Source organism: Stenotrophomonas sp. YJH_SMC_14-1 (genome assembly GCF_059372275.1).
This window is the reverse complement of sequence record NZ_JCAFVK010000003.1, coordinates 409,495-430,651: the sequence shown is the minus strand read 5'-3', so window position 1 is coordinate 430,651 and position 21,157 is coordinate 409,495. Positions and strand designations below refer to the sequence as shown.

Below are 21,157 nucleotides of genomic sequence, written 5' to 3'. Positions count from 1 at the left end.
CCCCAAGCAACCGCACTTTTTCCCATCCCACACGAGGCACCCCCGCGATGCTGTACGCGCAAGTCCACCTGACCCTTCCCGCCTGGATCCACGACCAGATCGACCTGGATCGTCGATATCCGAGCGATGAGGCCAAGGTCGCGCTGGCGATCGAGCTGTCGCGGCTGAACGTCGAGCACGCCAGTGGCGGTCCGTTCGGTGCCGTGGTGTTCGGACCGGACGACAAGGTCATCGCCGCGGGCGTGAACCGGGTGATGCCGCACGCGACCTCGCTGGCGCACGCCGAGAACATGGCCTACATGCTGGCCCAGCAGCGCCTGCAGACCCCGCGCCTGAACGCGGTGCTGTCGCCGGTCACCCTGGCCACCAGTTCGCAGCCGTGCTGCCAGTGCTATGGCGCTACCGTGTGGGCCGGCATCGACCGCCTGCTGATCGGTGCCAACTCGGCCGACGTCGAGGAACTGACCCCGTTCGATGAAGGCCCGCTGCCGGCCGACTGGGTCGGCGAGCTCAACAAGCGTGGCATCGAAGTGGTGCAGGGCCTGAACCGCGACGCCGCGCGCAGCGTGCTGCGCACCTACGGGGAAAGCGATGGCGCCCGTTACTGAGACCGGCATCGGCCTGCTGTGCCTGTGCCGGCAGGGCTTCGAGCCCGAGCTGGCCGGCGAGCTGCAGTTCCGCGCCGGTGAAGCCGGTTTCGCCGGCTACGCGCGCACCCAGCGCAATGATGGCTACGTGCTTTTCATGTGCGACGAAGCCGCCGCGCTGGCGCCGCGCCTGCGCTGGCGCGAGCTGATTTTCGCGCGGCAGAAGCTGGTGGTGCTGGCCGAGCTGCCGCAGCTGGACCCGGCCGACCGTATTACCCCGATGCTCGACGTGCTGGCCGATGCGCCGCGCTTCGGCGACCTGTGGGTGGAACACCCGGACTCGGACGCCGGCAAGCCGCTGTCCGGGTTGGCCCGCGCCTTCGGCAACGCACTGCGCCCGGCGCTGCGCAAGGCCGGCAAGCTGACTGACAAGCCGAACAACCGCCTGCCGCGCCTGCATGTGGTGTTCGTCGACGGCACCCACGCCTTCGTCTGCGTGGCCGACCCGACCGACAGCGCGCCGTGGGCACTGGGCATCCCGCGCCTGAAGCTGCTGCCCGAAGCACCCTCGCGTTCGGCGCTGAAGCTGGACGAAGCGCTGCTGACCCTGCTGACGCCGGAAGAACGCGAAGCACTGGCCAAGCCCGGCATGCGTGCAGCCGACCTGGGCGCCGCCCCCGGCGGCTGGACCTGGGTGCTAACCCGCCAGCACATGCACGTGTTGAGCATCGACAACGGCCCACTGCGCCAGCACGTGCTGGACACCGGCCTGGTCGAGCACCTGCGCGCCGATGGCTTCCACTGGCACCCGGAACAGCCGCTGGACTGGATGGTCTGCGACATGGTCGAGCAGCCGCGCCGCGTGGCCGAACGCATGGCCACCTGGTTCCGCGAAGGCTGGTGCCGGCACGCGATCTTCAACCTGAAGCTGCCGATGAAGAAGCGCTGGGACGAAACCCGCCTGTGCCTGGACCTGTTCCAGGACCAGGCCGGCAAACCGCTGGTGGTGCGTGCCAAGCAGCTCTATCACGACCGTGAGGAGATCACCGTACTGGCCTCGCCGTTGCGCTGAGGCCATCACGTCCGCCGGGCATACCCCGGCGCTGCAGAGGGAGGAGCATCCATGCGACATCGAACGATTCCGCTGCTGATCACCCTGCTGGCCGCCGCACCAGCGGTGGCCCAGCAATTGCCGCACACCCCGGCACAAAGCCAGCCGCTGGGCCCCACCGGCGGCGCGATCCGCCAGCAACCGCTGGATGCGGGCCGGGTCAGCGGCAGCGTCGAGATTCCGCAGCCGGCCGGCGAGGCGCAGGTGACCGTGCGTTCGCTGGAACCGAGCAGCGTGGTTGGCCAGTACCGCATCCACTTCGCTGCGCTGGATGTGAACGGCGATGGTTTCATCAGCCGCGAGGAAGCGCAGGCGAATCCGGCGCTGGCCGATGAGTTCAATGCGTTGGACGTGAAGCGTCGCGGCAAGCTGGATCGTGCCGACCTGGCCGGCTGGCTGGTCGACTGAAAAAGGGGACGGAGGGGATTAAGTCGTTTGTGGCACAAACGACTTAATCCCCTCCGTCCCCTTTTTTGATCCAGCGCGATCTTCATCCACGCATGGCGTGGATCTACTGGAGCAACGGCGGTAGCGGTAGCGGAGTCCGCTTCCGGTAGGTGCCAACCTTGGTTGGCACAGCATCGGAAACGCCGTCGCCCCATCTGGGCCGACGTGACCTGGCAGACGTGCCAACCAAGGTTGGCACCTACCAGAGCGGGATCCCGTGGTTGCTAACGCGCCAGCGGTGCCCCCAGCAACGTGCGGTTCGCTCTCCGGCTACACCCCGGCGGCGCGCTTCCAGAATGCCTGCACCATCGGCGGCCATTTGCCGACGCAGCCCAGCGCGCGTCCGCGGGCCAGGGTCAGGTGCATTTCGTCGTTGGAGAACAGGCGGTTGATCGCATCGAAGCTGTAGGCGGCGATGTGGTTGTCGCTGCGCCGTTCGCGTGCCCAGCGCTGCAGGCGCTGCGGCGACAGCCGCGGCTGGCCACGGCGCTCGGCCGACGGCGCCAGCCACTGGTGCAGGGCGGCCACATCGCGCAGGCCCAGGTTCACGCCCTGCCCGGCCAGCGGATGCACCACGTGCGCGGCATCACCCAATGCCAGCACACGGCCGGCCACGTAGTGACGTGCCAGCTGGCGGCGCAGCGGGAAGGCTGCGCGCGGTGATGCCAGCCGCAGCTCACCCAGCCGCGCCGCGAAGGCGCGGGTCAGTTCGCGGTTGAAGCTGTCTTCGTCCAGCGCCAGCACGCGCGCCGCCTCGTCCTCGGGCAGGGTCCAGACGATCGAGCTGCGGCGCTCGGCCACCGGCAGCAGCGCCAGCGGCCCGCTCGGCAGGAAACGCTGCCAGGCGGTGGCCTGGTTGGGAAGATCGCTGTCCACGTAGGCCACCACGCCACGCTGGTGGTAGTCATGCTTTTCAACCTCGATCCCGGCCAGTTGGCGCAGGGTCGATTCGGCGCCGTCGGCGGCTACCGCCAACGCCGCTTCCAGGCGACGACCGTCATCCAGGCGCAGGCGCACGCCGTCGTCGTCCTGCTCCAGCGCTTCCACCCGCGCCGGGCAGTGCAGCTGCACGCCCGCCGCCGGCAACGCCGCCCACAGGCGATCCTGCAGCAGGCCGTTCTCGACGATGTAGCCCAGTTCACGACGGCCGAAGCGATCGGCATCGAACAGCAGATCTTCGCCGCCGGCCGCATCCCACACCTGCATGCGCCGGTAGGGCCAGGCGCGGGCCTGCACGATCGCCGGCCACACGCCCAGGCGGCTCAACAGTTGTACGTTGTCAGCAGCGAAGGCGAACACGCGGAGGTCAGGCTGTGCGGCCTGCCACGGCGCGGGCTCACGACCTTCCACCAGCGCAACCGACAGGCCGGCATCGGCCAGCGCCAGCGCGCACGCGGCACCGACCACGCCACCACCGACGATGGCCACATCAAGGCGCATGCGCCGGCTCATGCGGCTTCTCCGCGGCACAGGCGCGGCACTTCGCCGCGGAAGCCCATCGCGCCACCGACCAGCATCGACTGCACCGATGCGCGTTGCGCGGCCACCAGGCCGAGGCTGCGCAGCGGCCGCATCAGCGGCGCCGGGTTGCTGGTCAGGCGCGCCAGGCCGCCGGAGAACGCCACCGTCTGCCGGCGATCTTCCTCGCGGCGCGCGACATAGGCCTGCAGCAGTGCATCACTGCCGGCATCTTCATGCGCATCCTCCAGCAGCTCGGCCAGGGTCAGCGCATCGCGCAGGCCCAGGTTGAAGCCCTGTGCACCCAGCGGATGAATGGTCTGCGCGGCATTGCCCAGCAGCACCGTGCGCTCACCGGCCAGGGCGCGCGCCAGCACCTGGATGAGCGGGTAGGCGCTGCGCGGGCCGGACTCGAGCAGGCGGCCGGCACGCCAGCCGATCGCGTTCTGCAGGCGTTGCAGCCAGGCGGCATCGTCCAGCGCCATCACCGCATCGGCCTGGTCGCGCGCAACACCATGCACGGTGCCGAAGTGACGATCGCCGCGCGGCAGCAGGGCCGTCGGACCGGTATCGGTGAAACGCTCCCATGCGGTGCCATCCGGCACGCGCTGGCTGCGTACACGGGCCACGAACAGGGTCTGCTGGAAATCATGGCGGTCGACCTCGATGCCCAGTGCACCACGCACGCCACTGGTCGTACCGTCGGCACCCACCACCAGCCGTGCCAGCAATACGCGCTCGCCGGCCTCATCGGCGACCCGCACCTGGCGGTAGCCGTCGACCACTTCACCCAGGCCCAGGAACCGCATCGGCCGGTAACGGCGCAGCCGCGGCAGCTCCTGAAGCCGCGCTTCCAGCGCCTGGCCGAAGTCGCGGGCGACCACCACCTGGCCGAACCAAGGCCGGTCGTAATCGGCCGCTTCCAGCTGCACACGGCCGAAATCGCCGGCACGGCTGACGTGGATGCGCCGGATCGGGCCCGGTGCCATCGCCAGCTTCTGCATCACCCCCAGCGCGGTCAGCGCATTGACGGTGGCAGCGGCAAAACTGAGATTGCGCTGGTCGAACACCGCCGGCAGCTCGCCGGCCGGGCTGGCCTCGAGCAGGCCCACGTCGCGGCCGAGGCGGTCCAGGGCAATGGCCAGGCTGGCGCCGACCAGGCCACCACCGACAATCAGCACGTCATGTCGTTCACTCATGCGTTCATGATACGCGCTCGTCCCGTCTGTACGCCGAACGGCCGGTCCTGCGCCAACCCGCGCGGCGGGCTAGAATGAAACCTGAATCCGCTCCGGGCCCGCCACCATGTCCGACACTGCCAACCGCGCCTTCGTCCTGTCCGTGCTCGTTCTGGTGCTGGCAGCGACCCGTGTCAATCACTTCGCGGCGATCCCCGATGCCTCATGGGCGGTGTTCTTCATCGGTGGCTTCTACCTGGCCCGCTGGACGCGCTGGGCGTTCCCGCTGCTGATGGTGTTCGCGGTGCTGGTGGACTGGATCGTGATCCGCAGCAGCGGCCTGGACTTCTGGCAGCACTACTGCGTGTCGCCGGGCTACTGGCTACTGCTGCCGGCCTATTTCTCGCTGTGGGCCGGCGGCATGCTGCTGGGCCGCAACTACCAGAGCGCGCGCTGGCCGGTACTGGCCAAGGGCGCGCTGCTGCTGGTCGCCTCGGTGGCGGTCTGCCACCTGCTGGCGCAGGGCGGCTTCTACTGGACCAGCCGCAACGTGGCCGAGCCGACCCTGGCCGGCTGGGCACAGAACTACGCGCAGTGGTTCGGCCCCTACCTGCGCACCACGGCGATCTACGTGGCGCTGGCCGCCGCCCTGCAGCTGGCCGTGGAGCAGGTGTTGAAGCTCCAGCAGGCCCGCCGCGACATCCGCCACTGAGCCGCGACATGGGTCATCGCCTCTCGCGCATCTACACCCGCACCGGCGACGACGGCAGTACCGGCCTCGGTGACGGCCAGCGCGTGCCCAAGGATGACGCCCGGGTGGCGTCCTACGGCACCGTCGACGAGGCCAATGCCGCGCTCGGCCTGCTGCTGGCCGTGCCCCTGCCCGAGGATGTGCGCGCGCTGGTGGTGCATCTGCAGCACCAGTTGTTCGACCTGGGCGCCGAACTGTGCATCCCCGGCCACGCCGCGATCCACGCCGCCGATGTCTCCGCCCTGGAACAGCAGCTGGACCATTACAACGCCGGCCTGCCGATGCTGAAGGAATTCATCCTGCCGGCCGGCGGCGAAGCCGCCGCGCGCTGCCATCTGGCCCGCACCATCGTCCGCCGCGCCGAGCGCGAAACGGTCACCCTGGCCCGCCACGAGGCCGTGCGCAGCGAGGCGTTGCAGTACCTGAACAGGTTGTCGGACCTGTTGTTCGTACTGGCCCGGGTGCTGGCCCGTGCCGACGGCCAGGGCGAAGCGCTGTGGCAACCACAGCAGCGCCAGCGCTGAGCCTGCACGATGCTGGTCTACACCCATCCGTCCTGCCTGCTGCACGACCCCGGCCCCGGCCACCCGGAGTGCCCGCAACGCCTGCAGCATGTGCTGGACGCGCTGCACACCGCGTTCCCCGGCCAGCTGGAGTGGCGCGAAGCGCCACCGGCCAAGTTCGGTGAACTGACCCGGGTCCACGACAGCGCCCTGCTCGACTTCGTGCTGCAACCGCAGACCGCACCATTGCGCCAGCTGGACATGGACACCTGGACCTCACCCGGTTCGGCCAGCGCCGCCGTGCACGCCGCCGGTGCCGGCGTGGCCGCGGTCGATGCGGTGATGCTGGGCGACGACCCGCTGGCCTTCTGCGCGGTACGCCCGCCGGGACACCACGCCACCAGCAGCACGGCGATGGGCTTCTGCCTGCTCAACAACATCGCCATCGCCGCCGCCTATGCCCGCGACCGCCACGGCCTGGAACGGATCGCGGTGGTCGACTTTGACGTCCACCACGGCAACGGCACCCAGGACATCTTCCAGCACGACGCCCGGGTCTCGTACTACAGCACCCACCAGGCCGGGCTGTTCCCCAATTCCGGCCTGCGCCGTGACCGCGGTGCCGGCAACCTGATGAACATCCTGCTGCCGCCGGGCAGCGGTGGCTTCCGCTTCCGCAACGTCTGGGCCGACGAGATGCTGCCGGCCATCGACGACTTCCGCCCGCAGCTGCTGCTGATCTCGGCCGGCTTCGACGCCCACCTGCGTGATCCGCAGGCGGACCTGATGCTGGAGACCGACGATTTCGCCTGGATCACCGGTGAACTGCACGCGCTGGCACGCCGTCACGCGGCCGGCCGGGTGGTCTCGATGCTGGAGGGTGGCTACGACCTGCAGGCCCTGGCCGAGTGCAGCGTGGCCCATGTCCAGGCCCTGCTCACGCCGTCCGTGGGCACCTCCGCCGGATGAACCCGAACCGGCAGGCTCCGGCGTCCTTCATTGCCCCTATGCAAGGGATGGGGCAAGCTACCGTCCGTTTTCGCCCGAATCCGAACCGCGTGCGCCGAGCCCTCCGCCTGCTTCCCCTGCCTCTGAGCATCGCCATCAGCCTGCCGGCGATGGCCGATGAAAAGCCGCTCAACTGGGGCCTGTGCCCGGCCACCGACGTCATTCCCGCGTTCACTGACGCCCCCACCCCGGTCCCGGCCCAGGACAAGGCTGCCGCCGCGGCCGCCCGCGAGCAGCAGCCGACCGACATCGAGGGTGACCAGCTGCTGGGCACCACCACCGTGCCGCAGTACGAGGGCAACGTGGCGCTGCGCCGGGGTGACCAGTTCGTCGGTACCGACAAGCTCAGCTTCGACACCGAGACCGGCAACTACATCGCCGACGGCAATGTCCGCTACCAGGACGGGTCGATCCGGATGGTCGCCAAGCGTGCCGAAGGCAACCAGGAAAGCGATACCCACAAGATCTCCGACATCAAGTACCAGCTGGTGTCGCGCCGGGGCAACGGCGATGCCGAGTCGGTCGACCTGCAGGGTGCGGTCGGCCAGATGCACCGCTCCACCTACACCACCTGCGACCCCTCGCAGCCGGTGTGGAAGCTGTCTGCGCCGCAGATCGAAGTGGACAACGACGAGGGCTTCGGCACCGCGCGCAACGCCGTGCTGCGCATCGGCAAGGTGCCAGTGCTGTGGGCGCCGTACTTCAAGTTCCCGATCGATGACCGCCGCAAGACCGGCCTGCTGTTCCCGCAGCTGGGCATGTCCGGGCGCAACGGCTTCGACTACGCCCAGCCGATCTACTTCAACCTGGCGCCGAACTACGACGACACGCTGACCCCGCGCTACATGAGCCGGCGCGGCCTGCTGCTCGACAACGAGTTCCGCTACCTCTACAACGGCGGCCGCGGCGAGGTGTTGACCTCGTTCATGCCCAACGACCGCCTGCGCGACCGTGACCGCGGCCGGGTGATGTTCTCCGGCTACCACAACCTGGACAGTAACTGGCACGCGCGTGCCAATCTGGCCTGGGTCAGCGACGAGCGCTATGTCGAGGATTTCGCCAACCGCCTGGTGGGGGTGACCGCCTCCAACCTGCAGAGCACGGTGGGCCTGTACGGCACCGGCAAGAACTGGACGGCCGGCATCATGGCCGACCGCTGGCAGCTGACCGACTACACCCTCGACGAGCGCGCCCTGCCCTACAACCGCCAACCGCGCCTGTACTTCAACTGGGACAAGCCGGTCCGGCCCTGGCTGGAAACCGGCATCTACGCCGAAGCGGTGCGCTTCACCCACGACGACATCAACTTCAAGAACGCCGTCGGCACCGGTAAGGATCTGCAGTACACCCGCAACGGAGTGCAGTGGACCGACGGCGTCGGTGTCAGCGGCGGTTCGCGATTGGACGTGAAGCCGTATGTGTCATTCCCGATCAGCGGCGCGGCCTGGTATGTGACCCCGACCCTGGCCTACCGTTACACCGCCTATCAGCTGGACCGTGGCCTGGTGGATGGTGTGAGAGGCATCCAGGCCCAGATCCTGAGTTCGCAGGGCATCGACCCGAACACGGCCACGCCCGAGCAGCTGCGCGGCAATACCTCGCCCAGCCGCAGCCTGCCGATCGGCAGCATCGACGCCGGCCTGTTCTTCGATCGCGAAACCAGCATCCGCGGCAAGTCCTTCCTGCAGACCCTGGAACCGCGCCTGTTCTACCTGCGCACGCCGTACCGCAACCAGGACGAGCTGCCGATCTTCGACACCCGTGACTTCACCTTCAGCTGGGGCCAGCTGTTCCGCGACTCGCGCTACACCGGCGCCGACCGCCAGAACGACGCCAACCAGCTGACCCTGGCGGTGAGCACCCGGTTCATCGACCAGACCACCGGCAAGGAACGTTTCTCGGCCTCGATCGGCCAGATCCAGTACTTCGATGAGTCGCGGGTGACCACCACCCCCGGCGGCGCCCCGGTGGAAAAGGGCAAGTCGGCCTGGATCGCCGACGGCAACTACATGATCAACGACCGCTGGACCCTGGGCGCCACCTACCAGTGGGACCCGAAGTACAAGCGCGAGGATCTGGCCAGCGTCCGTGCCCGCTACCTGATGCCCAACGACGGCGTGGTCAACCTGAGCTACCGCTACCGCATCAATGCCGGTGCTATGCCCGGTGCCAACAAGCATGACCGCACCCTGCTGGAGCAGGCCGACCTGTCGTTCCTGTACCCGCTGAATGCGCGTTGGAGCCTGGTCGGCCGCTATTACTACTCGCTGCAGGACAAGGAGCCGCTGGAAATCATCGGCGGTGTCCAGTGGGACAGCTGCTGCCTGGCCGTGCGTGTGGTCGGCCGCCGCTATGTCCGCAATCGCGAAGGCGAGATGAACAACTCCATCCAGGTGGAGTTCGTCCTGAAGGGCCTGAGCTCCATCGGCCAGGACACGGACCGCACTCTGCGCCGTGCTATCCTCGGCTACAACCGCGACGACCTCTATCTCGTGCCGCCCAGCAACACCGGGGCGACCCGCGATGACTACGATCCGAATCTGATCCCATGACCAAGCGCTTCCCCGTTCTACTCGCCTCGCTGCTGGCGGTGTCCAGCGTGTCCGCCCCCCTGCAGGTGCTTGCCCAGGAGGCGCAGCCGCTCGACCGCATTGCCGCCGTCGTCGATGAGGACGTGATCCTGCAGAGCGAGCTCCAGCGTGCGATCGCCAACATCAAGGCGCAGTACGCCGGGCGGGAAAACCAGCTGCCGCCGGAAGACGTGCTCAGCCGCCAGGTGCTCGAGCGCCTGGTGCTGGTCAAGCTGCAGGTGGCCCGCGCCCAGGGCAGCGGCATCCGTGTCAGCGACCAGGAGCTGAACCAGGCGATGAACTCCATCGCCCAGCAGAACGGTTCGAACCTGGACACCCTGCGCCAGCGCCTGGCCCACGACGGCATCGATTTCAACGATTTCCGCGCATCGGTGCGTGATGAGATCACCGTGCAGCGCCTGCGCCAGAGCTTCGCGCAGAGCCGCATCAGCGTCAGCGAGGGTGAAGTCGATGCCGCGCTGAAGCAGCAGGCCACGGTAGGCAACCAGTACCACCTGGCGCACATCCTGGTCGCGTTGCCGGACGGCGCCAACGCCGACCAGATCGCCACCGGCCAGAAGAAGGCCGATGGCGTCAAGGCCCTGCTGGACAAGGGCGAGCTGGACTTCAACGCGGCGGCCGTGCGCTATTCCGACAGCCCCAATGCGCTGGAAGGCGGCGACCTGGGCTGGCGCAGCCTGGATGAAATCCCGCAGGCCTTCGCGCAGATGATGGAAAAGATGAAGCCCGGCGAAGTAGTCGGCCCGATCCGTGGCCCCAGCGGCTTCCAGCTGTTGAAGCTGGTGGAAGTGCGCGATGCCAGCGCCACCGCTGGCGCCAGCACCGTCACCGAGTACCACGGTCGCCACATCCTGGTGCGCGTGGACGATCATCAGACCGACGCGGCCGCCAAAGCCAAGATCGATACCCTGCGTGCCCGCATTGCCGGTGGCGCGGACTTCGAGACCGTGGCCAAGGAGTCCTCCGAGGACAACAACAGCAAGGGTCAGGGCGGCGATCTGGGCTGGTTCCCGGCCGATGCGTTCGGTCCGGCCTTTGGCCAGCAGGTGGCCGCCATCCAGGACGGCGGCGTCAGCCAGCCGTTCCGCACCGATGCCGGTTGGCACATCCTGCAGCGCGTGGCCACTCGCCAGACCGACGTGACCAACGACAACCAGCGTGCCCAGGTCCGCGAGACCATTGGCCGCCGCAAGCTGGAAGACGAGTACAACCGCTTCCTGCAGGAACTGCGCGGCGAAGCCTACGTCAGCTTCCGCAGTGGCGACCGCGCGGAAAACACCGCCACGCCGCCGCAGTCCTGATCGATGCGCCCCGAGCTCGCTCTGGTACCGGGCGAGCCCGCCGGGATCGGCCCGGAGCTGTGCGTCCGCCTCGTCCAGCAGCCGCGTGAAGATTGCCGGCTGCTGGCCTTCGCCGACCCGGACACCCTGCGCGCGGCCGCGGCCGCGCTGAACCTGCCGCTGCAACTGCTGCCCGAGGATGCCCAAGCGCGCGTCCCCGGCGACCTGCGCCTGCGCGTGGTGGCCAATGCCACCCCGAGCCGTTTCGGCCAGGCCGATCCGGCCAATGCCGGCGCGGTCATCGGCGCCCTGCTCGGTGCCGGCCAGGCCTGCCTGTCAGGCGAACTGCACGGCGTGGTGACCGGCCCGGTGCACAAGGCCGTCATCAACGAAGGCGGCATCGCCTACAGCGGCACCACCGAACTGCTGGCCGACCAGGCTGGGGTGAAGGTGGTGATGATGCTGGCCAACCACATCGTGCGCGTGGCCCTGGCCACCACCCACCTGCCACTGCGCGAGGTGGCCGACGCGATCACCACGCCCAGCCTGGAACACACCCTTCGCACCGTGCACGCCGCGCTGCGCCGCGAGTTCGGCCTGCCCGCGCCACGCATCGCCGTGCTCGGCCTGAACCCGCACGCCGGCGAAGACGGCCATCTAGGCCGCGAGGAACTGGACCTGGTCATCCCGCTGCTGCAGCGCCTGCGCGCGGAGGGCATGGACCTGATCGGGCCGCTGCCAGCCGATACCGCCTTCCTGCCGGCCAAGCTGGCCGGTTTCGACACCGTGCTGGCGATGTACCACGACCAGGGCCTGCCGGTGCTGAAGTACTCGGGCTTCGAGCAGGCGGTGAACCTGACCCTGGGCCTGCCCTACCCACGCGTTGCAGTGGACCACGGCACCGCGCTGGACCTTGCCGGCCGTGGCGTTGCCGATCCTTCCAGCCTGCAGGCGGCAACGACGTTGTGTGCGCAGCTTGCGCGGCAACGTACACTGAGCGCATGAATTCCCCGCATTCCCCCTCCGGCCCGGTGTTCACCGCCCCGGCCAAGAAGCAGCTTGGCCAGCATTTCCTGGCCGACCGCCACTACATCGACAAGATCGTGATGGCGGTCAACCCGAAAGACGGTGACCGCCTGGTCGAGATCGGTCCCGGCCAGGGCGCGATCACGCTGCCGCTGCTGCGCGTGCATCCGAAACTGACGGTGATCGAGTTCGACCGTGACCTGATCGCGCCGCTGACCGCCGCCGCCGAGCCGCTGGGCGAGCTGACCATCGTCCACCGCGACGTGCTGCGCGTGGACTTCACCGAGCTGGCCGCCGGCCAGCCGATCCGCCTGGTCGGCAACCTGCCCTACAACATCTCCTCGCCGATCCTGTTCCATGCACTGGAACATGCCGCGGTGATCCGCGACATGCATTTCATGCTGCAGAAGGAAGTGGTCGACCGCATGGCCGCCGGCCCCGGCAGCAAGGTGTACGGCCGGCTCAGCGTGATGCTGCAGGCCTACTGCCAGGTGACCTCGCTGTTCGTGGTGCCGCCGGGCGCATTCCGGCCGCCGCCGAAGGTCGATTCGGCCGTGGTGCGGCTGGTGCCGCGTGACCCGGCCACGATCAACATCACCGACCACAAGCGTTTCGCCGAGGTGGTCAAGGCCGCCTTCGGGCAGCGCCGCAAGACCCTGCGCAACGCCCTGAACAACGTGGTGTCCGCCGAACAGTTCGTTGCCGCCGGCGTGCGTCCCGATGCCCGCGCCGAACAGCTGGACGTGGCCGAATTCATCGCTTTGGCCAATGCCTCCTGATTACACTGCCGGTATGGAAGACGCTGACGTTTACGCCATCTCCGTCGAAGTCGCACCGCGCTTCCTCGACGATCAATCCGCGCCGGAAGACGGACGCTATGCGTTCGCCTACACGATCCGCATCCACAACCAGGGGCGTGTTGCCGCGCGCCTGGTCGCACGCCACTGGCGCATCACCGATGCCAACGGCCGCGTCGAGCATGTCGATGGCGACGGGGTGATCGGCGAGCAGCCACGCCTGCGTCCCGGTGAAGACTTCCATTACACGTCCGGTGTCATGCTGGGGACCGATCACGGGACCATGCAGGGCCACTACGACATGGTCGCCGACGACGGCACCGAATTTGCCGCGCCGGTCGCACCTTTCGTGCTGGCCATCCCGCGTACCCTGCACTGACACGGAGGCCGGACGATGAGTGTGTGGGCGATCGGCGACCTGCAGGGCTGCTATGACGTCACCCAGCGGCTGCTGGAGAAGATCCGCTTCGACCCGGCGCAGGACACCCTGTGGTTCTGCGGCGACCTGGTCAACCGCGGTGGCCAGTCGCTGGAAACGCTGCGGCTGGTGCATTCGCTGCGCGAGCACAGCGTGGTGGTGTTGGGCAACCATGACCTTTCGCTGCTGGCCGTCGGTGCACGCACCGAAGAGGAACAGCGCAAGGTCAACCCGGACCTGCTGCGCATCGTGCAGGCCGAGGACCGCGACGAACTGCTGGACTGGCTGCGCCTGCAGAAGCTGGTGCACGTGGACCGCGAGCTGGGCTGGATGATGGTGCACGCCGGCCTGGCGCCGAAGTGGACCACGCAGATGGCCGAAAAGCATGCCGCCGAGGTCGAGGCGCAACTGCACGGTGCCGGCTACCGCAAGCTGTTCCGCAACATGTACGGCGACAAGCCGAGCTGGGCACCGAACCTGTCCGGCTACGACCGTTCACGCGCGATCATCAATGTGCTCACCCGCATGCGCTACTGCACCCCGCGCGGGCGCATCGGCATCGAGGACAAGGGCACGCCGGGCACGCAGGAACAGGGACTGTACCCCTGGTTCGAAGTGCCTGGCCGGGTCGAGCGCGACCTGAAGATCGTCTGCGGCCACTGGTCGGCGCTGGGCCTGACCATCACCCAGGGCGTGCATGCCATCGACACCGGCGCAGTCTGGGGCGGCAAGCTGACCGCGATCCAGCTCGATACCGACGAACTGCGCGTGGTGCAGGTGCCGGGCCGCGATGTCCCCGCACCCGTGCCCAACGCACGCCCGCCAGCGCGACCGGCGCACGAGCGCCCGGCGGCATCGGCGCAGGGCAAGGAACAGGGCGGCGGCAACACCCCGGCCGCCACCCCGGGCAACCGCGGCCCACGCCGTCGTCGTCGCCGTGGCGGCGGCGCGGGTGGTGGCTCTGCGGGCCCCGGCAGCAACAGTCCCCCGCCGCAGGCATGACACGGCGCGGTGGGGCACCATGGACGGTGCTGCTGCTGACGGTGGCCCTGGCCAGCGGCTGCCAGCCCCCTTCGGCCCCAGCCCCCGCCGACGGCGGAAACGCCGGCCTCACGCCATCGCAACCGCAGGCGCCTTCGCCGCCGCTGGTGGCAGCGGCGCGCGCACAGGTCGGCGTCACCACCCGCTACGACCCTGCCTATCAGGTGCTGGCCTATCCCGGCGGCGACGTTCCGGTTGATCGCGGCGTGTGCACCGACGTGGTGGTGCGTGCCCTGCGCAGCCAGGGCCTGGACCTGCAGGCGCGCGTGCATGAAGACATGCGCGGCAATTTCAGTGCCTATCCCGCGATCTGGGGCCTGTCACGGCCGGACCGCAACATCGATCATCGCCGTGTGCCGAACCTGATGCGCTGGTTCGAACGGCAGGGCTGGCAGCAACCGATCACGGCCGCCGCCACCGACTATGCGGCCGGCGACATCGTCGCCTGGAAGCTCAACGGCAACGGCCTGCTGCACGTGGGCATCGTCTCCGACCGGCGGCTGGCCAATGGCACGCCGCTGGTGCTGCACAACATCGCGCGCGGCACGCGCGAAGAGAACCTGTTGTTCCAGCACGCCATCATCGGGCATTACCGGATGCCGCAGCGACAGCCCAGGTAGAGTCGACTGTCAGTCGACTATCGCGCGCAGCGCGGGTTTTTCGGGTGACCGCCGAGAGCAGTCGACCAACAGTCGACTCTACCCCGTCGACATCCCCGTCGGTGTTTTCCTTGGTATTTGCGCGATCAGCGGCGCACGTGGTGCGCGAAGCGGAACGCGTAGGCATGGCGTTCGTCGGCCGGGTGCGGCTCGCTGCTCACTTCCCGCCAGTCCTGCATGTCGACTTCGGGGAAATGGGTATCAGCGGGGATTTCGGCATCCACCCAGGTCAGGTACAGGTCACTGGCCTGGTCCAGCAGCTGGTGGAAGATCTCGCCGCCGCCGATGATGCACAGCTCGCTGGCGCCCTCGCCTTCGGCAATCGCCTTCGCCTCGTCCAGCGACGCCACCGCACGCATGCCCTCGAACGGCACCTGGCCGCTGCGGGTCAGCACCAGGTTGGTCCGCCCCGGCAGCACGCGGCCGATCGACTCGGCCGTCTTGCGCCCCATCAGGATCGGCTTGCCCAGGGTGAGCGCCTTGAAGTGCTTGAAGTCATCCGGCAGGTGCCAGGGCATGGCATTGCCCTGGCCGATGCCACGGTTGCGGTCCAGCGCCACGATCATCGACAGCTTCATCGCGCTCATACCGCCACCGGCGCCTTGATCGCCGGGTGCGGATCGTAACCGTCGATGCGGATGTCGTCGAACTGGAAGCCGAACAGATCGGTCACCTCCGGGTTCAACCACAGCTTGGGCAGCGCGCGCGGTTCACGCGACAGCTGCTCGCGCGCCTGCTCGAAGTGGTTCGAATACAGGTGCGCGTCGCCCAGCGTATGCACGAAATCGCCCACGCCCAGGCCGGTGGCCTGCGCCACCATGTGGGTCAGCAGCGCGTAGCTGGCGATGTTGAACGGCACGCCGAGGAAGATGTCGCCGCTGCGCTGGTACAGCTGGCAGCTGAGCTTGCCGTCCACCACGTAGAACTGGAACAGGTTGTGGCACGGCATCAGCGCCATCTGCGAAAGCTCGCCCACGTTCCAGGCGCTGACCACCAGCCGCCGCGAATCGGGGTTGCGCTTGATCTCGTCGACCAGCCACTGCATCTGATCGATCTCACGGCCATCGGCGGTGGCCCAGCTGCGCCACTGCTTGCCGTACACCGGGCCGAGATCGCCGTTCTCGTCGGCCCACTCGTCCCAGATCCGCACCTGGTTGTCCTTCAGGTAGCCGATGTTGGTGTCGCCCTTCAGGAACCACAGCAGCTCGTGGATGATCGAGCGCAGGTGCAGCTTCTTGGTAGTGACCAGCGGGAAGCCGTCGGCCAGGTTGAAACGCATCTGCCAGCCGAACACGCTGCGGGTACCGGTGCCGGTGCGGTCGCTCTTCTCGGCGCCGTGCTCGAGCACATGCGAGAGCAGGTCCAGGTAAGCCTTCATGCCTTGCCCCCGGCAGCCACCGGCAGCTGCGGCTGCAGTACCGGCGCACGGCGCGACATCACCAGCAGCACCAGGCCGAAGGCAATCAGCGGCAGGCTGAGGATCTGGCCACGGGTCAGCCAGTCGAAGGCCACGTAGACGCCGTTGTCGGGCATGCGCACGAACTCCACCGCGAAGCGGAACAGGCCGTACATCAGCGCGAACAGGCCGCCCACCAGGTAACGGTGACGCGGCTTGGCCGACACGGCCCACAGCACCACGAACATCACCAGGCCTTCCAGCAACGCTTCATACAGCTGCGACGGATGGCGCGCGAACTGGTTCAGCGCGCCGGTGGCGAACTGCGCCTGCAGGGTCGCGTGGTCCAGCTGGTTCAGCGGCGCCGGCAGGCCGGACGGGAACACCACGCCCCACGTGCCGTCGGTGTACTTGCCCCACAGCTCGGCGCCGATGAAGTTGCCGATGCGGCCGAAGCCCAGGCCCAGCGGCACCAGCGGCGCCATGAAATCCATGGTGTCGAAGAAATGCAGCTTGTGCTTGCGCGACCACCACCAGCAGGCGCCCAGCACGCCCAGCAGGCCGCCGTGGAAACTCATGCCGCCATCCCACACCTTGAACAGCAGCAGCGGGTTGTGCAGGAAATCGCCCAGCGCGTAGAACAGCATGTAGCCGATGCGCCCGCCCAGCACAACGCCGAGCATGGCGTAGAACAGCAGGTCGGAGAAACCATTGGCGTCGACGCCCGGCAGGCGGCCGGCGGCGATGCGCTTGCGTCCCAGCAGCCAGGCGGCGGTGAAGCCCAGCAGGTACATGATGCCGTACCAATGCACCTTGATCGGCCCCAGCGAGAGGGCGATGGGGTCGATGTCGTGGAAATAGATCATGGAAGGTGCCTTGCGGTTGAACGCCTATTCTCGGGCCAGTGCCGCCCCGGCTCAACCAAGGAGCTGGGGCGAGTTCGGCAACGCGTCATCGTTCGACCGGGTCGAGGCCGGAAAGTGCCCTTCGATCAGGCTGGAGACCTCGTCGATGGCATCCTGCAGCGCTTCCACCGGATTGGAGCCACGCAGGCCCTCGCGCAGGTGGGTGCAGACCCGCTGCCATTGTGCCGGGCTGACCCGGCCCTGCAGGCCACGGTCGGCGACGATCTCGATGGCGTGGTCGGCCAGCAGCAGGTAGATCAGCACACCGTTGTTGTGGGTGGTATCCCAGGTGCGCAGGCGCGCGAAGGCATGTTCGGCGGCCTGGCGCGGGGTGACCTTGTGCCACAGCGCGGCCAGCGGCAGGTCCGCTTCCACCGCGAACATCACCTGGCCCCCGTGGCGCTGCTCACCGGCTGCGATGGCCTCGGTGATCGCCTGCAGCGTGGCCGGCGGGAACGCGCGCCGTACCGACGGCGAAAATACATGACGACACAGTCGTTGGATCATCACCAGCCCCCCGAAGCACCACCACCGCCGGAGCGGCCACCGCCGCCGCCCCAACCGCCGCCGCCGCCGAATCCACCGCCCCCGCCGAAGCCGCCTCCGTCGCCCCAGCTGCCACCGCCCCAGCCACCGCCACCGGCAAAGCGGCCCGGGTGACCGGAGAGCATGGCAACAATCAGGCCCACGACGCCAGCCAGGCCACTGGCGAGTAGTGTGGAGGTGAACAGGAATGCCGCCAGCGCCGCACCGGCACCGCCGAGCAGGCCGCGCAGCGGTCGCGGCACGCGCGAGAACACGCCGCGCAGGATGCTGCCGGCGAACACACCGATGAACAGCGCCAGGAACCAGGTATCGCCACCACCGCTGGGCTCACGCCCGCGATGGCCGCTGACCGGCGCCGGCAGCGCTTCCCCGTCGATCAGCTTGACCAGCACCGCCGTGGCGTCGGTGATGCCACCGGCGTAGTCGCCGCTGCGGAAGCGCGGCACCAGGTACTCCTGGATGACCCGGTTGGCGATGGCATCGGGAATCGCTCCCTCCAGACCATAACCGGGTTCAATGCGCACGCGCCGGTCGTCCTTGGCCACCACCAGCAGCACCCCGTCGTCCACGCCCTTGCGGCCGATCTGCCATTGGTCGAAGACCCGCGTGGTGTACTGCGCGATGTCCTCCGGCTGGGTGGTGGGCACCACCAGCACCTGCAGCTGGCTGCCCTTGCGCTGCTGAAGGTCCAGCGCCTGCTGTACCAGCGCCTGCTTCTGCGTGGCGTCCAGCGTGCCGGTGGTATCGACCACCGGCGAATCCAGCGCCGGAATCGGAGCGAGCTGCTGTGCATGCGAAGCCAGCGGCAGCCACAGCAGCAGGGCCAGCAGCGCAGTGGCCAGGCGCATCGATCAGTGCCCCGGCTGCGGTGCCGGCTGCTGCTGCGGCGCGCTGCCGAAATCGACCGCCGGCGCGTTGGAGATCTGCGCTTCGTTTTCCACGGTGAAGTTCGGCTTGGTCTTGTAGCCGAAGATCTTGGCGGTGATCACCTGCGGGAACGAGCGGATGTAGGTGTTGTAGTCCTGCACCTGCTGGATGTAGCGGCCGCGGGCGACGGTGATGCGGTTTTCAGTGCCTTCCAGCTGGGCCTGCAGGTCGCGGAAGTTCTGGTCCGACTTCAGCACCGGGTAATTCTCGGTGACCACCAGCAGCCGCGACAGTGCGCTGCCGAGTTCACCCTGGGCCTGCTGGAACTGCTTGAGCGAGGCTTCGTCGTCGGCGTTGACGTTGATCTGGCCGACACGCGAGCGGGCGTTGGTGACTTCGGTCAGCACGCGCTCTTCCTGGCTGGCAAAGCCCTTCACGGTCTGCACCAGGTTGGGCACCAGATCGGCGCGGCGCTTGTACTGGTTGAGCACTTCGGACCAGCTGGCCTTGACCGCTTCATCCTTCTGCTGGATGGCGTTGTAGCCGCAGCCGGACAGCAGGGAGGCCAGCAGCATCAGGGGCAGGACACGGGTGAACAGGCGCATGGCGGAGGTTCCGGGTGGACTGGGCACCGAGCATGCCACGGTTCGGGTGAAAGACCGGCCATCGGGCGCCGCCCCCTCCGCGGTGTTGGCGAGGAAGCGTTATCGGGGTCGGCCGGGAGGGTGGGTTGGCTGGGGGGCGCTGCAAGTACGTCCATGTAAGCTCGATCGCGCTTGCTCGTGTGCGCTGTCCTGCGCACACGGCAAGACCGGGGTTGGGCATCCTGCCCAACCCGCCCGTGGCATGCCTCGGGCCCATGGCGCTCACGCCCCCAGCCAACCCACCCTCCCGGCCACGGACAATTTCCTGGGCACCGCGGGGAGATCAAAAGAAAAATCAAAAGCAAAACGCGGTTCTTCAGGCATTCGTGTCGACCAAGGTCGACACCTACCAGAGCAGAACGCCGTTCCGACAGACCGCGGGAATCTGTCGAAGGCGGGGTGGGTCCGGTTGTGGGGGCGTGAGCCGCATGGATGCGGCGACCGAGCTTACATGGACGTACTTGCAGCGCCCCCCTCAACCGGACCCACCCCGCCAACCCACGGAATGCAGGCTTTTGCCGTTGACGTTGACGTTGATTGCAGCGGGTGCAGGGCTGCAAGCCCTGCCGGAAACCCTCTCCCCTCAGCAGGCTTCAGCCACCGCAGTGCGGGGACGCCCCAGCCACGCCAGCAGCAGGCCCGATGCCGCCAGCAGGCCACCGGCCACCGGAATCGCCGCGTAACCCAAACCCGAGCTGATCACCGCGCCCCCCAGCGCGGCACCCACCGCATTGCCCAAGTTGAACGCACCCACGTTGATCGACGACGCCAGGCCCGGCGCCTCGCTCGCCGCCTGCATCACCCGGATCTGCAGCGGCGGCACGATGGCGAAGGTCGCCGCGCCGAACAGCAGCACGCCCAGCGCCGCAGTGGCGTGGTGCATGAACGCCAGCGGCAGCACGAACATCAGCACGGCCAGGACCGCCAGCAGGATGCGGGTCGCGCCATCAAGCGACCAGTCGGCCATGCGCCCACCGATGCCATTGCCAAACGTGAAGCCGATACCGATCAGGGCCAGCGACATCGCGATGAAGGTGTTGGAGGCGCCGGTCAGTTCGGTCAGCACCGGCGCCACGTAGGTGTACAGAGTGAACATCGCACCCGCGCCGAGCACCGTGGTGCCCATCGCCAGCAGTACCTGCGGCTGCAGGATGGCCTTCAGTTCGCGGCGCACGTCCGGGCGCGGCCCCGGTGCGGACGCCGGCAGCGCGAAGCCCAACGCAGTGATCGCGATCAGGCCCAGCGCCGCAGTACCGGCGAAGGACAGGCGCCAGCCCAGTTGCTGGCCCACCCAGGTCGCCAGCGGCACGCCGCCGATATTGGCGATGGTCAGGCCCATGAACATGGTGGCCACCGCGGCGGCCTGCTTGTCCTTCGGCACCAGGCTGGCGGCAACCACCGCACCGATGCCGAAGAAGGCACCGTGGTTGAGGCTGGTGACCAGGCGCGACAGCAACAGCAGGCCGTAATTCGGGGCCAGTGCCGAGAGCAGGTTGCCAACCACGAAGATCGACATCAGCAGCATCAGCGCGGTGCGCTTGCCGAAACGCCCCATCAGCAGGGTCATCACCGGTGCGCCCAGCATCACGCCCACGGCGTAAGCGGTGATCAGCATGCCGGCAGTGGGAATGCCCACACCCACGCCGTCGGCGATGACCGGCAACAGGCCCATCGGCGCAAACTCGGTGGTTCCGATGGCGAAGGCGCCGACGGCAAGCGCCAGCAAGGCGGCTCTGGAATTCATGGGGGGGTCCTGGGGGAGGGATTCGGGAGTGCGTAGCCTGCGCGCTTTGCTGTGGCGGATTAAGCCTCGCCCCGGGAAAACACTGTTGATTCTGGTTCACAAGTGAGGCACGGAAACCCGCTGCAAGTGCAAAAACCGCAGCGCCGTAGCAGAGCCGTGCCCCCCCCCCCCCACAAACGCAGAACCCCCGGCCGGGCCGG

Annotated in this window: 22 protein-coding genes; 13 read left to right on the top strand and 9 right to left on the bottom strand. The window is 68.2% G+C overall.

Annotation, left to right across the window (positions count from 1 at the left end; all coding sequences use genetic code 11):
* The first annotated feature begins 47 nt into the window (after nucleotides 1-47).
* Genes AC5P9P_RS11345 through AC5P9P_RS11335 form a run of 3 tightly spaced genes read left to right on the top strand, consistent with a single transcriptional unit; the run spans nucleotide 48 to nucleotide 2,106 of the window.
* Nucleotides 48-608: a nucleoside deaminase gene (locus tag AC5P9P_RS11345; RefSeq protein ID WP_033834176.1), complete on the top strand. Its 561-nt coding sequence runs from the start codon at nucleotides 48-50 to the stop codon at nucleotides 606-608.
* Nucleotides 592-1,659 carry a 23S rRNA (cytidine(2498)-2'-O)-methyltransferase RlmM gene (gene rlmM, locus AC5P9P_RS11340; RefSeq protein ID WP_033834177.1) on the top strand — a complete coding sequence of 356 codons (1,068 nt, stop codon included), beginning with the start codon at nucleotides 592-594 and terminating at the stop codon, nucleotides 1,657-1,659. Before AC5P9P_RS11345 ends, rlmM begins: the two co-directional genes overlap by 17 nt.
* 51 nt (nucleotides 1,660-1,710) lie before the next feature.
* Complete coding sequence (locus AC5P9P_RS11335; RefSeq protein ID WP_005408148.1) at nucleotides 1,711-2,106, top strand: EF-hand domain-containing protein; 396 nt, start codon at nucleotides 1,711-1,713, stop codon at nucleotides 2,104-2,106.
* A gap of 309 nt (nucleotides 2,107-2,415) precedes the next feature.
* Here the strand turns inward: AC5P9P_RS11335 and AC5P9P_RS11330 are convergent, their stop codons facing one another.
* Both AC5P9P_RS11330 and ubiH read right to left on the bottom strand, forming a co-directional pair.
* Nucleotides 2,416-3,597 carry a UbiH/UbiF family hydroxylase gene (locus tag AC5P9P_RS11330; protein ID WP_049402192.1) on the bottom strand — a complete coding sequence of 394 codons (1,182 nt, stop codon included), beginning with the start codon at nucleotides 3,595-3,597 and terminating at the stop codon, nucleotides 2,416-2,418.
* Nucleotides 3,594-4,802, bottom strand: coding sequence for a 2-octaprenyl-6-methoxyphenyl hydroxylase (gene ubiH, locus AC5P9P_RS11325; RefSeq protein ID WP_049402191.1), 1,209 nt, complete (start codon nucleotides 4,800-4,802; stop codon nucleotides 3,594-3,596). The genes AC5P9P_RS11330 and ubiH overlap by 4 nt, the downstream gene beginning before the upstream one ends.
* Before the next feature lie 106 nt (nucleotides 4,803-4,908).
* Between ubiH and AC5P9P_RS11320 the strand changes: the two genes are divergently transcribed.
* The 10 genes from AC5P9P_RS11320 (at nucleotide 4,909) to AC5P9P_RS11275 (ending at nucleotide 14,816) form a co-directional block, all read left to right on the top strand.
* Nucleotides 4,909-5,493: a hypothetical protein gene (locus AC5P9P_RS11320; RefSeq protein WP_111173511.1), complete on the top strand. Its 585-nt coding sequence runs from the start codon at nucleotides 4,909-4,911 to the stop codon at nucleotides 5,491-5,493.
* An 8-nt stretch (nucleotides 5,494-5,501) separates the two neighbouring features.
* Nucleotides 5,502-6,056 carry a cob(I)yrinic acid a,c-diamide adenosyltransferase gene (locus AC5P9P_RS11315; protein ID WP_033834179.1) on the top strand — a complete coding sequence of 185 codons (555 nt, stop codon included), beginning with the start codon at nucleotides 5,502-5,504 and terminating at the stop codon, nucleotides 6,054-6,056.
* 9 nt (nucleotides 6,057-6,065) lie between these two features.
* Nucleotides 6,066-7,004 carry a histone deacetylase family protein gene (locus tag AC5P9P_RS11310; RefSeq protein ID WP_005412302.1) on the top strand — a complete coding sequence of 313 codons (939 nt, stop codon included), beginning with the start codon at nucleotides 6,066-6,068 and terminating at the stop codon, nucleotides 7,002-7,004.
* 89 nt (nucleotides 7,005-7,093) lie between these two features.
* Nucleotides 7,094-9,595, top strand: a complete 2,502-nt coding sequence (gene lptD / locus AC5P9P_RS11305) for an LPS-assembly protein LptD (RefSeq protein ID WP_111173513.1) — start codon at nucleotides 7,094-7,096, stop codon at nucleotides 9,593-9,595.
* Nucleotides 9,592-10,935: a peptidylprolyl isomerase gene (locus AC5P9P_RS11300; RefSeq protein ID WP_033835926.1), complete on the top strand. Its 1,344-nt coding sequence runs from the start codon at nucleotides 9,592-9,594 to the stop codon at nucleotides 10,933-10,935. The genes lptD and AC5P9P_RS11300 overlap by 4 nt, the downstream gene beginning before the upstream one ends.
* A gap of 3 nt (nucleotides 10,936-10,938) precedes the next feature.
* Nucleotides 10,939-11,919: a 4-hydroxythreonine-4-phosphate dehydrogenase PdxA gene (gene pdxA, locus AC5P9P_RS11295; RefSeq protein WP_033834751.1), complete on the top strand. Its 981-nt coding sequence runs from the start codon at nucleotides 10,939-10,941 to the stop codon at nucleotides 11,917-11,919.
* A complete protein-coding gene (rsmA, locus tag AC5P9P_RS11290) occupies nucleotides 11,916-12,719 on the top strand; it encodes a 16S rRNA (adenine(1518)-N(6)/adenine(1519)-N(6))-dimethyltransferase RsmA (RefSeq protein WP_111109097.1) in 804 nt (267 codons plus the stop codon). Before pdxA ends, rsmA begins: the two co-directional genes overlap by 4 nt.
* A gap of 13 nt (nucleotides 12,720-12,732) precedes the next feature.
* Nucleotides 12,733-13,116 (top strand): Co2+/Mg2+ efflux facilitator ApaG/CorD, encoded by a 384-nt coding sequence (gene apaG / locus AC5P9P_RS11285; RefSeq protein ID WP_005412297.1) that lies wholly within the window; start codon nucleotides 12,733-12,735, stop codon nucleotides 13,114-13,116.
* Between the two features lie 15 nt (nucleotides 13,117-13,131).
* A complete protein-coding gene (locus tag AC5P9P_RS11280) occupies nucleotides 13,132-14,157 on the top strand; it encodes a symmetrical bis(5'-nucleosyl)-tetraphosphatase (RefSeq protein WP_005412296.1) in 1,026 nt (341 codons plus the stop codon).
* Nucleotides 14,154-14,816 carry a DUF1287 domain-containing protein gene (locus tag AC5P9P_RS11275; RefSeq protein WP_033834748.1) on the top strand — a complete coding sequence of 221 codons (663 nt, stop codon included), beginning with the start codon at nucleotides 14,154-14,156 and terminating at the stop codon, nucleotides 14,814-14,816. Before AC5P9P_RS11280 ends, AC5P9P_RS11275 begins: the two co-directional genes overlap by 4 nt.
* Nucleotides 14,817-14,941: 125 nt before the next feature.
* Here the strand turns inward: AC5P9P_RS11275 and AC5P9P_RS11270 are convergent, their stop codons facing one another.
* The 7 genes from AC5P9P_RS11270 to AC5P9P_RS11240 all read right to left on the bottom strand — a co-directional run bounded on the left by AC5P9P_RS11270 (nucleotide 14,942) and on the right by AC5P9P_RS11240 (nucleotide 20,957).
* The gene (locus tag AC5P9P_RS11270) at nucleotides 14,942-15,433 is read right to left on the bottom strand and encodes a dihydrofolate reductase (protein WP_111109099.1); all 492 of its coding nucleotides are present in this window, start codon (nucleotides 15,431-15,433) and stop codon (nucleotides 14,942-14,944) included.
* A gap of 5 nt (nucleotides 15,434-15,438) precedes the next feature.
* Complete coding sequence (locus AC5P9P_RS11265; RefSeq protein ID WP_012479193.1) at nucleotides 15,439-16,233, bottom strand: thymidylate synthase; 795 nt, start codon at nucleotides 16,231-16,233, stop codon at nucleotides 15,439-15,441.
* A complete protein-coding gene (gene lgt, locus AC5P9P_RS11260; RefSeq protein WP_005412292.1) occupies nucleotides 16,230-17,117 on the bottom strand; it encodes a prolipoprotein diacylglyceryl transferase in 888 nt (295 codons plus the stop codon). Before lgt ends, AC5P9P_RS11265 begins: the two co-directional genes overlap by 4 nt.
* 51 nt (nucleotides 17,118-17,168) lie before the next feature.
* Nucleotides 17,169-17,663 (bottom strand): TPM domain-containing protein, encoded by a 495-nt coding sequence (locus AC5P9P_RS11255; protein ID WP_033834745.1) that lies wholly within the window; start codon nucleotides 17,661-17,663, stop codon nucleotides 17,169-17,171.
* Nucleotides 17,663-18,550 (bottom strand): TPM domain-containing protein, encoded by an 888-nt coding sequence (locus AC5P9P_RS11250; protein ID WP_288418435.1) that lies wholly within the window; start codon nucleotides 18,548-18,550, stop codon nucleotides 17,663-17,665. Before AC5P9P_RS11250 ends, AC5P9P_RS11255 begins: the two co-directional genes overlap by 1 nt.
* Nucleotides 18,551-18,553: 3 nt before the next feature.
* Complete coding sequence (locus tag AC5P9P_RS11245; RefSeq protein WP_012479189.1) at nucleotides 18,554-19,174, bottom strand: LemA family protein; 621 nt, start codon at nucleotides 19,172-19,174, stop codon at nucleotides 18,554-18,556.
* 622 nt (nucleotides 19,175-19,796) lie between these two features.
* A complete protein-coding gene (locus tag AC5P9P_RS11240; protein ID WP_049402344.1) occupies nucleotides 19,797-20,957 on the bottom strand; it encodes an MFS transporter in 1,161 nt (386 codons plus the stop codon).
* Nucleotides 20,958-21,157: the final 200 nt, after the last annotated feature.